The following is a 15,330-nucleotide window of genomic DNA, read 5'->3' on the forward strand; positions in this document are numbered from 1 at the left end:
TGGTAAATACGGATACTACAATTAATTAGGAATTAATGGAGAGCTTTTCGTTGATGATTTCATAAAAAATGGTATTTTTGGGGCAATACCTCTTACAATTTATAACTTCCATGATATTCCTCCTCTACCCATTATAAAAGTTAAAAAAATATGCTATAATTAATTCATAATTCTTAATTAAGAATTAATTTACAGGGGGTAGAAAATGTCAGATATCCGCAAGCTGCCTATAGGCCTTCAAAGTTTTGCAGATTTAAAGTTAAAAAATTTTATTTACATAGATAAGACCGAATATGTGAGTAAATTGGTTTCGGCCAATAAGGTGTTTTTTTTAAGCCGGCCGCGCAGGTTTGGAAAAAGTCTTTTTCTTTCTACCTTAAAGGCTTACTTTTTAGGTAAAAAAGAGCTTTTTAAAGGGCTCTATATCGAAGCTGCCGAACAAAAACGGGCAAAGGTTGAAAACCGCGACGCTTGGGTCAATTATCCCGTTCTCCACTTGGATTTTACAGCAAAAAACTATGCCGATGTTAAGGCCTTGAATGATATCCTTAATGCCCATTTACGCGAATGGGAAGAAGAGTTTAAAATAGAAAAAACGGAAGATGCTCCTGACGGACGCTTTAGAAATCTTATAAAGCAGATTTACGAAACAACAGGCAAGCAGGCGGTCATCCTTGTCGATGAATACGATAAGCCCCTCCTTGAAACCATGATTATAAATGAGCCCTTAAACGAAGAATATAGGCGTATCTTAAAAGGTTTTTACGGGGTAATTAAGTCTTGCGATGAGTATATCCGTTTTGCTTTTTTAACCGGAGTTACCAAATTCAGCAAGGTCAGTATATTCAGCGATTTAAACAATTTGAGGGACATCTCTCTCGAAAAAAATTATTCGGGAATCTGCGGTATTACTGCAAAAGAATTGAAGGAAGTGTTTAAGCCCGAAATTGAAGCCTTGGCAGAAGAGCGTAAACTAAACTATGAAGAAACCCTTGCTTTGTTAAAAAAGCGTTATGACGGCTACCTTTTTCATCCTCAAGGAGAAAGTGTTTATAATCCGTTTAGTTTGCTCAATGCCTTTACAAAAAAAGAAATCGGCTCTTATTGGTTTGCAACAGGAACCCCTACCTTTTTGGTCAGAACCTTGCAAAATCAAAAAGAAATTTGCATCCGCGATATTTTAGAAAATGCGGAAATGGATGAAAACTCATTGCAGGACTACAGGCCCGATATAAATAATCCTGTTCCTATCCTCTTCCAATCAGGTTACTTAACCATAAAAGATTATGATGAAAGGCTTGGCTTATATAAACTAGGCTTTCCGAACGACGAAGTAAAATACGGTTTTTTGGATAACCTTGTGCCTGCTTATACCTCTATTGCAAAGGATGCAAGCGGTTTATTTATCGGTAATTTTATCAGGGATATCGAAAAAGGAAACACCGAATCCTTTATGAAAAGAATGTACACTGCCTGTGCAGGCCTTCCTTACAGCCTTGCTTCAAAGGAAAATGTAAAGATGAGGGAAAGGGATTACCAAATAGCCTTTTATATTATTTTTACACTTATGGGGCAGTTTGTTGAAACCGAGGTGGTAAGCTCAAAAGGAAGAGCAGATTGTGTGGTTCACACCGGTGATACCATCTACATCTTTGAGTTTAAGCTGATGGGCCCAGGCACACCTAAAGAAGCCATCCAACAGATAAAAGAAAAGGGCTACGCAGAACCCTACAAGATGAGCGGAAAAAAGATAGTTCTCATCGGTGCTGTTTTTGCCGACGGCATCAACGAGGAAACAGCCGATACTTGGGAATCTTGTACTTTATTTTAAACCTCAATGCAGTATTTGATGAATTTACCCTAAAATCCCCATACTTGAAGCCTCCTCAAAAATCGGCTATAATACTCAATATATGAAATACAAAAATCTACCGGTATACGAACAAAAAGACAGAATATTGGAAATGCTTGAGCACAATCAGGTAATAGTTGTAGAAAGCCCCACAGGCTCAGGCAAGACTACACAGCTGCCGGTTATTTTACATGAAGCAGGTTACAGCCGTTCAGGTATGATAGGAGTTACTCAGCCGCGCCGTATTGCGGCCCTTTCGGTAAGCGAATTTATTTCAAAACAGCTTAAAGAACCCATGCCCAGCCTTGTAGGATATAAGATGAGGTTTGAGGACAAGACCTCAAGCGATACTAAGATAAAAATAATGACCGACGGCATTCTTTTACAGGAACTGAAGCTCGATCCTTGGCTCAGTAAGTATTCCGTAATCTTGGTCGATGAGGCCCATGAACGCAGTTTAAACATAGACTTTATCTTGGGGCTTTTAAAGCGGATAATAGCTGAACGCAAGGACTTTAAGGTAATTATTTCGTCGGCTACCATAAACACCGATCTATTTTCGATGTATTTTGACGGATGCCCGGTAATCAAAATAGATGCCATAACCTACCCCGTTACCCTTATCTTTGACCCTCCCGCGATCAAGGCCTCGACAGAAACGCAGGAAGCGGAAACGGCCCTGATGGACAAGATAGCCTCGATTGTAGGGCGCATCTTAAGCGAGGGGCGGAGCGGAGCCATCCTTGTTTTTCTTCCCGGGGAAAGGGCAATCAAGGACTGCATCGAAAGGCTTTCAAAAGAACCGTGGTACAGAAAACTTTTTATCCTTCCCCTTTACGGCCGCTTAAGCAAGGAAGAACAAGAGAGAGTTTTTAAGTCTCCCCCCTTCGGCAAAAAAAAGATTGTTATCTCGACAAACATAGCAGAAACTTCAATTACCATAAACGACATTGCAGCCGTTATAGATTCAGGGCTTGCAAAGCTTAACTTTTATAATCCCTTTACCTTTACTTCAAGCTTGGATGAAACCCTCATATCTAAGGCCTCTTGTAACCAAAGACGAGGACGAGCCGGAAGAACTCAGGAAGGCGTATGCTACCGCCTTTATACCCGTAAGGACTTTGAAACGAGGCAGCTTTATACCCTCGAAGAAATCTACCGTACAGACCTATCAGAGGTTGTTATGCGCATGGCAGAACTCGGCATCCTCGACTTTGAAAATTTCGACTTTATTTCGCCTCCCGGTAAAAAAGGCATAATAGGGGCCATAGACACCCTTAACATGCTCGATGCCCTCGAAAGCGACCGCTCTTTAAGCAGCATAGGAAAGATGATGTGTCTTTTCCCCTTGGCTCCAAGGCAGTCAAGAATTATAGTCGAAGCTATCACAAGATACCCCGACCTTGTAGAAGAGGTTTTAATCGCCGCAGCCTTTTTATCGGCAAGAAGCCCGGTCATCTTCCCCGAGGGTGAAGAAATTGAAGCCCGAAAAGCTCATGCCCTCTTCGATGAGCCCTTGGGAGACTTTGCTTCATTCTTAAAGGTTTTTAGGATGTACTCTCAAGCCCTCGATAAGGAGAGGTTTTGCAAGATTCATTATCTTGATGACAGAGTAATGGCCGAAATAGCCAACATAAAAGAGCAACTCGAACTCATCGTTTCCGATATGGGAGTGCCGATTCTTTCGGGCGGAAAAATGGAGCACTACCTTACGGCTGTAGCCAAGGGAATGATTCAGTTTGTATGCTCGGCTCAAGGAAGGGATTCTTACCGCTCCCTCACCACCGAAAAGATTTTTATTCACCCTGGCTCCTGCATGTACAAGGAAAAAGAACAGTTTATAGTTGCAGGCGAAATAGTGAGAACCTCACGCATGTACGCCATGTCTGTCTCCCCTCTTTCAAAAAAGATAATTGAAGAGGTAGCCCCTGCCCTTTTGGAAAAAAAGGATAAGAGGTCAAAAAAAGAAAAAGACGAACATAGGGCCGAGACAAAGGAAGAAAAGAAAAAGAGCGAAGAAGAAAGCGTTCTCATCGAAGGAACTCGCTATCTCATCAAAAAGATAAAGGGCAAAAAGCATCTCATCCTGCCTTGGAAGGAATTTAAACTCACTGCCGAGGCTATAAGACAAAAATATACCGAGGAAAACCAAAACGGAGCCTTGGAGCAGTTAAAAGGTTTGAGGGGAAAAATAGAAATCGGTAAAAGCGAGCTTTTATCGGGTGAAAAGATGGATTTGATTTTAAATGTAGTAAATAATTTTAATATCGAGCCAATCGAAAAAACCGCAGACGAAAAAAGATTTGAAAAACGCAAAAATTATTTTATCGAAGAGGACTTAGAAGAGCTTATAAATTCTTTAAACCTCTTATTTAGAACTACAATCGCAAAGAAAACTACAAAGCAGCTTGGCTTTATAACCCTCTTTTGCGACGGTACAGGGCACTTTTGGTTTAAAACATCAAGAGGCTTTCATACAGCCTTGCACGAATGCCTTGTTTCCCTTCAAAACCTGATTGACCTTGCAGGAGAAAATTTTAGCGAGGATCAAAAAACAATTGTCCGCAATATCTACGGAAAAATGAATAAGATGATCTAAGGAGTACTTATGTGGTGGTTAGTTGCCGTTTTAGCCGGTATTTTTTTGTTTTTATTTTTAAAAAAATCTTGGAAAGAAAATTCTCAAGGAGTCAGATTAAATGACGGCACTGCTGCAGAAGATGAAGCCTTAGAGAACATAGTCGAAATGGAAGACGCTTTTTTTGAAGCTGTACGCACAGGAAAAAAATCAATCAAATTCATGTATCTTTTTTATCAAGAAGATATAATGATAATAAAATCTCTTTTTCAAAGCGAAGGCATTCCATACCGCATGGAAAACGAGCACCTTTCTTCAATACTGGTAGGTTCAGGAGTAGCCGGAACAAATTATACTGCCTTTTATATTTTAAGAGAAGACTATGAGGATGCCTTAAAAATAGTAAAAGAATATGCCGAAAATAAGCAACTTGAAACTTCTGATAAGGACTCAACCGGCTGTATGACAAAATTCATCGACTTTATATCTGCAGCGAATTTTATCCCTAAAAAAACGGAAACATCGGGTATCGTCATATTTAAACTTGAAAACGATTAATTAAGCTCTTTTAATTTTTTTAAAAGGGATGCCGCCTGATAGTTTTTAGGATTTAACTCCAAGGCATAACCTAAAACACTCCTAGCCCTGTCATAAGCCTTTCTTTCATAAAAAATTAGGGCAATCTCATAGTGCAGCATACTCTGTCTTTGTTTATCCTTTGTCATAGTTGCTGCAAGGCTATAAGTATCCACAGCCTCCGAGGTTTTTCCCGACATATAATACATATAAGCGGAATTTACTGTAGCTGCATAAGCATAGGCAGGAACTTGAGCTGATGCTGCAAAAGAAGAAACAGCATTTTCAAAATCTCCGCTCAAAGCCGAATTTATCCCTGCATAAAAAGAATCTTCATATCTTTTTCCTATTTCACCGACACTTAGACAGGCATTAAAATCTCCGGATTGAGCAAAATACCATTTTGCATATTCCCTGATAATAGGTTCTTTTCCGTATTTTTCAAGAATCTTCCACATATCGGCCTTGACCCTAACCTTAGAAGCATAGGTCTTATCCCTTATTTGTTTGTATCTAAATTCTTCCAAAATAAATCTTGGATCAAAATCGGGAGCTTCCATTGCTCTTTTTAAAAGCTCTTCAGAGGCATAGGTCATCTTGGGAGAAGTAAAATAAGTTTCTTCCATTTTTATTGAATAAAACCCCTTAGATTCGAGATAAGCAGTAAGCTCATCTTGGGTATTTAATTCACGCAAGGAAAGATCTTCACGAACATAGCGGGCTATAACCGGATAAAAGCCCGGATATAAATCTATACATTCTATCAAAAGATCTACGCGCTCTCTTTCATCAGGAGCGGTCAAAGCTAAATCATAAAACACTATAGGAGATGCTTCGGGGCTTCTATCGGCAGCTGCCTGCCAAAAGGCCCTCGCCCTTTCACTATCTCCCTGACCGAAAGCCGCATCGGCTGCAAGCATAAGGTGAAGACGGGCATTTTCAGCTGTCTTACCTTCACCGCCGTCCTTATCTGCATAAACAAGAGAAAAATATAAATCGCCGAAAATGGAGTCAAAAACACCCAGATCATAAACAATACAGCTCCAAAAAAAAGGATGATCGGGAGCTGTATCTTGCGGAATATCATATCGTAAATGAGAAGCCTCTCTTAAACGGCCTTGTGAAGCCAAGACAAGAGCAGCATTTTTCAAAAAAATTTGATTTTTGGTTTTATCATAGGCTGCTTTTAAAAGACTAAAATCGGAATTAAAAGAATTCAAGGCAATATCCGCCAAAATAGAAGCTTCAGCTCCCAAGGAAGCATATGGGGAACCTTTTAACCTTTCACAATAAGGCAGGGCATCTTCTGATTTTCCGGAATCGATAAGGATAGAAGTTAATAGGGCCCGGAAGCTCTGCCGACTCGGGATGATTTTTTATACCTTTTTGCAGGCAGATTAAGGCATCAGGCTCTGCTCCCAGTTTTAACTGCCTTTTAACAATGCTGACATAATTTGTAGAATTTACGGCCTTTTTTTGAAGGCGTTTTAAACTCTTCAAAGCCTTAGACGAACGGCCTTCCGATATATGTGTATCAATATTAGAAAGTTCTTCCAAAAAAGCTTGCTCATCGCTTTTGAAAGAACAAGAAAAAAGTAAAAAAACTAAAAAAACAATTTTTAAAACTATCTTTTGAAGCTTCATTCTGAAATTCTAAGACTTATTTTTAATACTGTCAAGTACCGCATTTACAAATTTATAAGAATCATCGGTGCCGAAATCCCTGGCCAAATTTATAGCCTCATCTATTACAATGGGCGGAGGCGTATCTTTTTGATAGAGAAGAGAATAGACGCTCAATCTTAAAATAGCCTTATCTACGGAATTAAGACGCTCGATAACCCAATTATCCAGATTAGCCTGAATTGCTTTATCGATTTCGGTTATATTTTCGATTGTTCCTAAAACCATCATCCTAGGGAAAAGATACCTATTCGGATCATTTGTCGAGTCTTCATTTTGCCAAGAGAAATTCAATAAATCGTCAAGGACGGCTCCTCCCATATCCCAAGCAACAAGGGCTTGGAAAGCGAGAATCCGTCCTCTGCGTCTGCCTACACTCATTTAAAATCTATCGATTACCATGTAAGAAGTTTATCAAGTTCCGCATCGGTTTTTAATATTTTACAATTATCATTGGTGCGTAAACTTTCATATGTATTTTGAATAATAGATTGAACAGCATTTACAGCAAGTCCCTGAGAAAGAAGGGCTTTTATCTGATCATAAAGAGTAATTGCTGATGAGGGATCAGGAATATCACTTAAAGTCAAAATTTTGGCATCAAGTTTTTCGGTTATAACAAAAAACTGTCTGCTGTCAACCCTATCTTGAATATCGAATATGTGATTTACATCTTTGGAAAAAATTTCCATTAAAACTTCAGGAGTGGTATTTAACAACTGAGCTCCTTCTGCCGTTTTAGGTATATAACATTCTTGTGCAACATAATTACCGGCTTCTGCATTTTTCTTGATGTTGGCAATCTCTTTTATATTCTTTTTAACCTTTTTATGCAGTTCATTAATTCTATCGATTTCTTCCTTGTCTTTACCTTCTTTTTTTACGGCAACAAAAAGCATCTTGACCATATCGGGACGAACTAACTCACCTTTTTTCATTTCATAGTATGAACGTATCTGAGCATCGGTAGGTGTTGCCATTCTTACAATTTCTGCTTGGTTTTTTGAAGCTATAAAGCTTTGAATGATCAGGTTATCTTTGATAATCTTTTTGATTTCTTCAACAGTATTACCTGTTTGTTTTTTCATAAACTCGTCAAGCGATATATTTTCTTTTTGTTTTATCAATTTAGCGAATTCGCTTTCTGTTATAGGGGAATTTACTATTGCTGAAAGAGCATCGTTAAAAGCAGCATCTACTTGGGAATTAGAAATCTTTATATTTTCTTTTTCAGCAGCTTGAACTAAAAGCTTAGTTCTCATCAAACTTTCCAAAACAAGCTTTTTCTCGGAATTCGCGGCTATACTTACTCCGCCTTGAGACTCGGCAAACTTAACAAGCTTTTTAAGCTGACCCAGAGTGATAGGTTCCTTTTTTGACAGGTTTACCTGTGCAATAACCTGCAAATCATTTTGGGCCGTTAAAACACCCAAAAAGCCAACCAACATAATTGCAATAAAAACTTTCTTTTTCATTTTATCCTCATCCATTATCCCGTATGGGGATGATATATTTTAAAGAAGGCAAAGCCGAACTTTTGCCATATTAACAAATTGTAAAGCAATAAGTTACATTTAATGTTCAAGAACGGCCCTAATGCGTCTTACACCTGCAGAAGAAGACTGTTCCTTTTTTATCAAAAAAGTTCCTAGGTTTCCTGTTTTTTCTACATGAGGACCGCCGCAAACTTCCATAGAAAAGTCCCCTATTTTGTAAACCTTAACAACATCCTCATATTTTTCACCGAATAAAGCCATGGCCCCTCTTTTTTTTGCTTCTTCCAAGGGCATGACCTCCATAGTTACGGGTAGATCAGCCTTGATAGCCTCATTTACAAGACGCTCTACTTCTTTCTTTTCGGCATCAGTCATGGGTTCCGGATGAGAAAAGTCAAATCTAAGCCTTTCAGCCGTTATATTTGAGCCCTTTTGCTGAACATGATCGCCTAAAACAGTTCTTAGGGCCTTGTGTAAAAGATGGGTAGCCGTATGATAGGCTGTAGTCTGTTCTGAATGGTCGGCAAGGCCGCCCTTAAATACCTGCTCGCTTCCGGCTCTCGACAATTCCTGATGTTTTTTAAAGGCCTCATCGAATTCTTCCCTATTCACTGTCAAGCCGGATTCGGAGGCAAGTTCTTCAGTTAATTCAATCGGAAATCCGTAGGTATCATAGAGTTTAAAGGCCATCCTTCCCGGAATTACCTTTTTAGGATTTTTTAAAAGATTAGGGAGCATTTTTTCGAATTCGGCCTCGCCTTTCTTTAAGGTTTCAAGGAATTTATCCTCTTCGGCCTTGAGTTCAGTTAAAATTAAATTTTCGTTGTCTTTTAGTTCCGTATAAAATTTTGAATTTTGAGCAATGACGGCAGAAGCCGGAACCGATAAAAAGTTTCCGTCTATGCCGAGTTTTTTACCGTGTCTTACAGCACGCCTTATAATTCTTCTTAAAACATAGCCCGCCCCTATATTTGAAGGAAGCGTAGTTTTAGGATCGCCTAAGATAAAGCAGGCAGTCCGGATATGGTCTGCTATAATGCGTATTGAGGTATCGGTCTTTTCGTTATCACCATATTTTACGCCGCTCAAATCCTCGATGGACTTAATAATCGATGTAAAAGCCTCGGTATTATAAACTGAGGGCTTTCCTTGAAGCATAGCAACGGTACGCTCAACACCCATCCCGGTATCTACACATTTTCTTGTCAGCGGGGAATAGGAGCCGTCCTTGTTTTTATGATATTGCATAAAAACATTGTTCCATATTTCTACATATTTACCGCAGCTACAGCCGGGGCGGCAATTAGAACTGCAAGCATTCTTTCCTGTATCTATAAAAATTTCGGTGTCAGGTCCGCAGGGGCCGGTCTCTCCGGCAGGGCCCCACCAGTTATCTTCTTTAGGTAAAAAGAAAATCTTATCTTTTGAAACTCCCAAGCCTTCCCAAATAGAAGCAGACTCTTCATCGCGTGGAGCGTCTTCATTTCCTTCAAAAACCGTAAAGGAGAGTTTATCGACAGGAATGCCTAAGTATTTTTCATCGGTTAAAAATTCAAAGCTATAGGCGATGGATTCTTTTTTAAAATAGTCTCCCAAGGACCAGTTACCTAACATTTCAAAAAATGTCAAGTGTGAAGCATCTCCTACATCGTCTATATCGCCTGTACGGACACATTTTTGTACGTCCGTTAGACGGCTTCCTGCCGGATGAGGCTCGCCCATCAAGTAAGGGACAAGAGGATGCATTCCCGCTGTCGTAAACAAGACCGTAGGGTCATTTTCAGGTATAAGAGAGCGTCCCGATATCTCTACATGATTTTTAGTTTTAAAAAATTCTATATATTTTGAACGTAATTCATCAACCGTAATATTTTTATTCATAGGAAGATATTTTAAGGAATAAGAAAGAAATTGTCAAGAAACTTTTTAAAATTTTATAGTTTTTTAGGCTAGATTTTAATCTTACTATCTGTTAAAATGCCCTTTCTTGAGAGGGATTTTAATGGATAGTGTAAAAAAATTAAAAAACAAGCTTCCGCCCCACAATATGGAAGCAGAAAAGGCTGTATTAGGAGCTGTTTTAATAGATCCCGATGTTTTTACCTTTGTAAGACCGATCTTAGATGCCTCAGCTTTTTATTCTCCTCAGCATCAAAAGATATATAAGGCTATTTCGGAATTAGACACCCGCTCCCAAAAGGCCGATATTTTAATATTGACAGACTATCTTCGTTCTACAAATGAGCTGGACTCGGTCGGAGGAGCAAGCTACATAGCATCGCTTACGGATGAGGTTCCAAGCTCTGCAAACTACGAATTTTATGCAAAAATCGTGTTGGAAGCCGCTATAAGAAGAAATTTGCTAAAAGTTTCCAATAAAATTTCTGCAGATGTATTTGATGACAGCATATCGAGCCGAACAGTCTTGGAAGAAGCTCAAAAAAGCATCTTTGACCTTACTGAAGCCGGAAATTCGGCGACCTTTAAGTCTTTGGCTGAGGTCATAATGCCCACTTTGGAGGTTCTCCAAAAACTACACGAACGCAAGGGAGAATACACAGGTGTTCCCTCAGGCTTCGGTAATTTGGACAATATGACCTACGGATTTCAAAACTCGGAATTTATCATAATAGGAGCCCGTCCCTCAGTAGGAAAGACAGCCCTGGCCATGACCATGGCTGCCCACATAGCTATTGACGAAAAAATTCCAACAGCCTTTTTTTCTCTAGAAATGTCGGATATGCAGCTGGTACAGCGTTTGATAGCTTCAAGAGCCAAGATCAATTCAAACAGAATAAGATCTGCAAACCTGACGGCAAGAGATTTCGGCAAGGTATCAGAAACTTGCGGTATGCTCTACGAAGCTCCATTTTACCTTGTAGACATGCCTAACATGAAGCTTTTGGACTTAAGAGCCATAGCCCGACAGCTTTGCAGTCCGCCCTATAACGTAAAAATTATTTTTATCGACTACATAACCCTTATTACGGGAGAAAATGCAAGTATACCGCGCCATGAACAAATTGCCGAAATTTCCCGATCTCTAAAAAGTCTTGCCAGGGAGCTGGATATTCCGGTAGTAGCCCTTTCCCAGCTGACAAGGGATGCAGAAGGAAAAAAACCGGGGCTTGCCGATATAAGGGAATCGGGTTCTCTAGAGCAGGATGCCGATGTAGTCATGTTTTTACACCGTGAAAGAGCCGATACAAGCGAAGATGAGGCAAAACCCATTCCTACAGAACTCATTTTAGCAAAGCAAAGAAACGGCCCGATAGGCACAGTCCCGCTCTTATTTTTATCCCAATATACTACCTTCGTTACCGAAGCTAAAGAGAAATGATTTGCAGAAAAATTAAAAATTGTTCTTGACTATTGGCAGGAAAAGAAGGATAATATATTTAAGATTATTATTTTAAGGAGGTTTCTTTGAAAAAAGTAAAAGTATTACTTTTACTCTTGTCTGTTCTTTTTATCTTTTCATGTAAGTCTGCTCCCAAGCAAAAAGAAGAAAAGCCGGCTGAACCTGAAAAAACACAAGAACAAGAAGTAGTAAAAGAAGAAAAAGATAAGAAAACGGAAGACAAAAATATGTCTGATGATTACTACACAGTATATTTTGCACCGCAGACTTATCAAATCGATCCGTTTACTGCACAGAGACTAAAAGAAATAGGCGAAGATCTAAAAGCAAAAAATGTAAGGAAAATCGTCATTTACGGTCACAGTGCAAAACTGGACTCGCAAAAGGATGAAGATCGTATTGCATTACAGCGGGCAATTGCTGTTGCAAGCTATTTTCAAAAAATGAAGCTGTTTGATGCGAACAGCATAATCGTTGAAGGCAAAGGCGCTCGTGAACCGGCCCGAAGCCATTCAGAGATTACTGACCGCTTCAAAAACCGAAGAGTAGAAATTCACAGTGTTAAATAAACACTATGAAATTTAAAAAAAATCATTTTGGAGGTAATTAATGATTAAAAAAATTTTTTTTGCAGCCGTATGTTCACTTTTAGTTGTTTCAGCTTGGGCACAGGCTCCTTCTATTGTCGGAACAGATTATGTCCGACCCGCAATTCACTATGTTGAAGAAGGCACCAATTATGTAAATAGTGATGTCTTTTTTAAACTCAGATCAACCGATAAGGATACCGGTCTTGACTTTGTAGAATTTGCCTTGAATGGTGCAGCCTTTATGAGATATAAGAACCCCTTCCAACTCCTAGAAGAAGGAAAATTTGATATTTCATACAGAGGATTTGATAACAGCGGAAACTTGGAATTGCCCAAAACCTTGTCAGTAATTGTAGACAATACAGCTCCCGATACAATGATCAAGACAACAGAACCTTTGTACAATGACGGTGTAGTACTTTACTGCTCATCAAATACAAAATGGTATGTTTCTGCCGCCGACGTAGTCGGAGGATCAGGTGTAGCAGCCGGTTACATGGGAACAGATCTAAACGCTCTTAAAATGTCAGGAAATGGAAAAGAATCCGAGCAAACCTATGTTTCATTGGATGCTGAAGGACCTGTAAATCTTTATTACACAGCAATTGACAATGTAGGAAACCTTGCTCCTATTAAGTTAATCGCTGTTACTATCGACAGAACAGCACCTGTTGTAACTATTGCAAATTCTAACCGTCTTATCAACAAGGATGATGAATACTTAGTATTCCCCAGCAATAATGTTGTAGATGAAGAAGGCAGAGTTATTGTTTCTACAAGTGAAACCGTTTCATTTGCAGCACAAGACGAGATCTCAGGTGTTGATGCAATTTATGTAAAAGTAAATGACGGAGAATATACTAAGTATGTAGAACCGATCAAATTTACACAAAATGCAGTTTACAAAATCGAAGTCAAGGCTATCGATAATGTAGGTAACGTTTCTGATCCGGTCTTATACACATTCTATGTTGATCAGATTACACCTAACTCGGAGGTTGACATAATCGACAGGACCGGGAATCTTCTTCCGGCCACAACCCCCGCAAATGCCCAGTAAAAAAATTGAGGCATCACCGATCAATCGGCTTCCGATATAAGGATTACCGGTTTCCGATATAATCGGTAAGAAAAAAAAGCCGAAGTAAACGGGACCTCCCGACTTCGGTTTTTTTTTTGTAAGTTTAAGATTATGAAGTTAAAAAAGATATATTTTTTTGTTTTAATTCTCATAAATTTTTCATATGTTTTTGCAGATGCGGATTTACAGAAAACAAAAACGGAAGTTGAAGCAGAGTTAAACTATCCCTTAAATTTTAACATTTCAATATATCATTTTTTAAAATTTTATAAACTAAATACAGAATCAAGATATACGGAACTTGGTTTTAGCTTAAGCTTAAAACCTGCAAACCTTTTAGGTTCTTTTAATTTAAAATTAGCCTATATTCCTTTTGTAAATTTTATTACAAATACAAATCTAGGTACAGGATGGTCCTACCCTAGTCTAAATTTTTACGGTATTTCAGAAAATAAAAATATAAATAATTTGCAAGTTATCAAACCTTTGTATTTTTCAAAGTTTTTTTTTAGCTTACAAGGCGGGGTCGAGCTGTACTTTGATCTAAACTCGCAAATAAAAAGTGAATGGGCAAATCTTATCTTAAAAACCATCCACATTATAAATTATAAGGCTCTTATCCCTTTAAAAAATACCGATTTTTGGTTTTTCGATAATGATTTAGGAGAGAACAGAAATGGAGCCCATTATGCCGGAACATACTCGATAGAATACAATATGCCTCTTTACTTAAACACGATAAGGATAGAGCTTATTAGCTGTAAAAATCTATATAAGCCCCTTCCTTTTACCAAAAATAAAGCCGAACAATTATGGAAATTTGAGCTAAAGAATGAGTTTTTTTTTAAAGTCTCCGAAAAAACATGCATAAAACTTCAAGCGGTTTGGAAGACAGCTCCTATTTACTATAATTACAAAGATGAAGCTCATTTTACACAAAAAATAATAAACTCAAAAAAGAATATCGATATGTTCTTTGAATCCGTTGCAATCAGTCTTATATTTAAACTATAGGTTTAAAAAATCCTTTATCCGTAATTATACCTGCACAAAGTTCATAAGGCGTTATGTCAAAGGCAGGATAAAGTCCTGAAATTGAACCGCACTTAGTTTTTTCTTCATTTTTACAATCCGAAGGTAAAATCGCCGTCCTTTCTCCCATAGCATAAAGAACCTCTTCAGGGGTTCTATATTCAATTTTTACCTCTTTTGCCGAAACATAGTTTTTATCGGGAAAGCCTATTGCATAATAAGGAATGCCAAAATATTTTGCGGCTATAGCCATTTGGAGTGTACCTATCTTGTTTATTATAGAGCCGTCAAGGGTTATAACATCAGAAGCTGAAACATAAAAATCAATTTTTTTTCGCTCATAAGAAGAACCGGCATATTATCTGTAACAACAGTCGTATCAAAGCCCATGTCATAAGCCAAAGAAGCGGTTAAGCGTGCTCCTTGAAAATATGGACGGGTTTCGGCACAAAAAACCTTTATATTTTTATTAGACTCCTTAAACTTACGCAAATATCCGCCTACAGTCGTTTCACCGAAACATTGGGTTAAAATTGAAGAACCGTTTGGAACCAAGTCTGCAAAAATGGCGCCGGCTGCCGTATTTTTTTTATACCGGTCATTATTTTGGTCTACGGCATTTTGCTTTAAGGCCTTAATAATGTCATTCGAGGAGGTTCCATTTTTTATTAGAGATTCAAAAAGGCTCAATGCTTCTGCTGTAACAAACTGCATTGCCTTGCTTGTGGTCGGCCTAGCATGGGATAGAGCATAGGCGGCCTCCTTCATAAACTCAAGATATTCAGTCTTTGCAAGATTTTTACCTTCGTAAGCCGCAAGAGCCATTCCCATAGCAGCAGCCGAAAAAGGCCCTCCGCTTTGAGTTACCATATCGGCAATAGCCTTTGCAACTTCAGGATAAGTTTTGCACACACAAAATTCCGTTTTTGCAGGATAGATACGCCTGTCTAAAATACGCACCTCTCCGCATTCCTCATCAAACCAAGCAACATTTTCGTATTGCAAAAGAAAGCCTAAATTATAATCTTCACGCATTTTCGAATTTTTTATCGCTCTTCCCATTTTGTTCATAAGTTGTATA

At 38.6% G+C, this 15,330-nt stretch carries 12 protein-coding genes and 1 pseudogene; 7 read left to right on the top strand and 6 right to left on the bottom strand.

What is annotated here, in order from left to right; translation table 11 throughout:
* The first annotated feature begins 205 nt into the window (after nt 1-205).
* From E4O04_RS08475 to E4O04_RS08485, 3 genes are all read left to right on the top strand, one after another.
* On the top strand, nt 206-1,831 hold the full coding sequence (locus tag E4O04_RS08475) for an ATP-binding protein (protein ID WP_253707321.1): 1,626 nt from the start codon (nt 206-208) through the stop codon (nt 1,829-1,831).
* 82 nt (nt 1,832-1,913) lie between these two features.
* A complete protein-coding gene (locus E4O04_RS08480; RefSeq protein WP_253707322.1) occupies nt 1,914-4,451 on the top strand; it encodes a helicase-related protein in 2,538 nt (845 codons plus the stop codon).
* Between the two features lie 9 nt (nt 4,452-4,460).
* Complete coding sequence (locus E4O04_RS08485) at nt 4,461-4,988, top strand: putative signal transducing protein (RefSeq protein WP_253687744.1); 528 nt, start codon at nt 4,461-4,463, stop codon at nt 4,986-4,988.
* On the opposite strand, the gene E4O04_RS08490 is transcribed toward E4O04_RS08485, so the two are convergent.
* The 5 genes from E4O04_RS08490 to E4O04_RS08510 all read right to left on the bottom strand — a co-directional run bounded on the left by E4O04_RS08490 (nt 4,985) and on the right by E4O04_RS08510 (nt 10,066).
* Nucleotides 4,985-6,226 (bottom strand): tetratricopeptide repeat protein, encoded by a 1,242-nt coding sequence (locus E4O04_RS08490; protein WP_253707323.1) that lies wholly within the window; start codon nt 6,224-6,226, stop codon nt 4,985-4,987. The genes E4O04_RS08485 and E4O04_RS08490 overlap by 4 nt on opposite strands.
* Nucleotides 6,227-6,290: 64 nt before the next feature.
* Complete coding sequence (locus E4O04_RS08495) at nt 6,291-6,650, bottom strand: hypothetical protein (protein WP_253707325.1); 360 nt, start codon at nt 6,648-6,650, stop codon at nt 6,291-6,293.
* A gap of 9 nt (nt 6,651-6,659) precedes the next feature.
* The gene (nusB, locus tag E4O04_RS08500) at nt 6,660-7,070 is read right to left on the bottom strand and encodes a transcription antitermination factor NusB (RefSeq protein WP_253687742.1); all 411 of its coding nucleotides are present in this window, start codon (nt 7,068-7,070) and stop codon (nt 6,660-6,662) included.
* 14 nt (nt 7,071-7,084) lie between these two features.
* Nucleotides 7,085-8,164: an MOSP complex formation periplasmic protein, TDE1658 family gene (locus E4O04_RS08505; protein ID WP_253707327.1), complete on the bottom strand. Its 1,080-nt coding sequence runs from the start codon at nt 8,162-8,164 to the stop codon at nt 7,085-7,087.
* A gap of 99 nt (nt 8,165-8,263) precedes the next feature.
* Nucleotides 8,264-10,066, bottom strand: a complete 1,803-nt coding sequence (locus E4O04_RS08510) for an alanine--tRNA ligase (RefSeq protein WP_253707329.1) — start codon at nt 10,064-10,066, stop codon at nt 8,264-8,266.
* A 121-nt stretch (nt 10,067-10,187) separates the two neighbouring features.
* Between E4O04_RS08510 and dnaB the strand changes: the two genes are divergently transcribed.
* The 4 genes from dnaB to E4O04_RS08530 all read left to right on the top strand — a co-directional run bounded on the left by dnaB (nt 10,188) and on the right by E4O04_RS08530 (nt 14,231).
* Complete coding sequence (gene dnaB, locus E4O04_RS08515; RefSeq protein WP_253707330.1) at nt 10,188-11,525, top strand: replicative DNA helicase; 1,338 nt, start codon at nt 10,188-10,190, stop codon at nt 11,523-11,525.
* An 86-nt stretch (nt 11,526-11,611) separates the two neighbouring features.
* Nucleotides 11,612-12,115 carry an OmpA family protein gene (locus E4O04_RS08520; protein WP_253687735.1) on the top strand — a complete coding sequence of 168 codons (504 nt, stop codon included), beginning with the start codon at nt 11,612-11,614 and terminating at the stop codon, nt 12,113-12,115.
* Nucleotides 12,116-12,155: 40 nt separating this feature from the next.
* A complete protein-coding gene (locus E4O04_RS08525; protein WP_253687734.1) occupies nt 12,156-13,196 on the top strand; it encodes an OmpL47-type beta-barrel domain-containing protein in 1,041 nt (346 codons plus the stop codon).
* Between the two features lie 132 nt (nt 13,197-13,328).
* A complete protein-coding gene (locus tag E4O04_RS08530) occupies nt 13,329-14,231 on the top strand; it encodes a hypothetical protein (RefSeq protein ID WP_253707332.1) in 903 nt (300 codons plus the stop codon).
* Here E4O04_RS08530 and E4O04_RS08540 read toward each other — a convergent pair.
* Nucleotides 14,221-15,284: pseudogene (locus E4O04_RS08540) on the bottom strand (s-methyl-5-thioribose-1-phosphate isomerase). The gene E4O04_RS08530 and the pseudogene E4O04_RS08540 sit on opposite strands and share 11 nt — an antisense overlap.
* Nucleotides 15,285-15,330 lie beyond the last annotated feature (46 nt).

Source organism: Treponema sp. OMZ 799, assembly GCF_024181365.1.
Taxonomy (GTDB): Bacteria; Spirochaetota; Spirochaetia; order Treponematales; family Treponemataceae; genus Treponema_B.

Bases quoted from the DNA above. Each gene is read 5' to 3' on its own strand.
- E4O04_RS08510 (WP_253707329.1), bottom strand. From the start codon at position 10,066: ATGAATAAAAATATTACGGTTGATGAATTACGTTCAAAATATATAGAA.
- E4O04_RS08485 (WP_253687744.1), top strand. From the start codon at position 4,461: ATGTGGTGGTTAGTTGCCGTTTTAGCCGGTATTTTTTTGTTTTTATTT.
- dnaB (WP_253707330.1), top strand. From the start codon at position 10,188: ATGGATAGTGTAAAAAAATTAAAAAACAAGCTTCCGCCCCACAATATG.
- E4O04_RS08530 (WP_253707332.1), top strand. From the start codon at position 13,329: ATGAAGTTAAAAAAGATATATTTTTTTGTTTTAATTCTCATAAATTTT.
- E4O04_RS08480 (WP_253707322.1), top strand. From the start codon at position 1,914: ATGAAATACAAAAATCTACCGGTATACGAACAAAAAGACAGAATATTG.
- nusB (WP_253687742.1), bottom strand. From the start codon at position 7,070: ATGAGTGTAGGCAGACGCAGAGGACGGATTCTCGCTTTCCAAGCCCTT.
- E4O04_RS08525 (WP_253687734.1), top strand. From the start codon at position 12,156: ATGATTAAAAAAATTTTTTTTGCAGCCGTATGTTCACTTTTAGTTGTT.
- E4O04_RS08505 (WP_253707327.1), bottom strand. From the start codon at position 8,164: ATGAAAAAGAAAGTTTTTATTGCAATTATGTTGGTTGGCTTTTTGGGT.
- E4O04_RS08475 (WP_253707321.1), top strand. From the start codon at position 206: ATGTCAGATATCCGCAAGCTGCCTATAGGCCTTCAAAGTTTTGCAGAT.
- E4O04_RS08495 (WP_253707325.1), bottom strand. From the start codon at position 6,650: ATGAAGCTTCAAAAGATAGTTTTAAAAATTGTTTTTTTAGTTTTTTTA.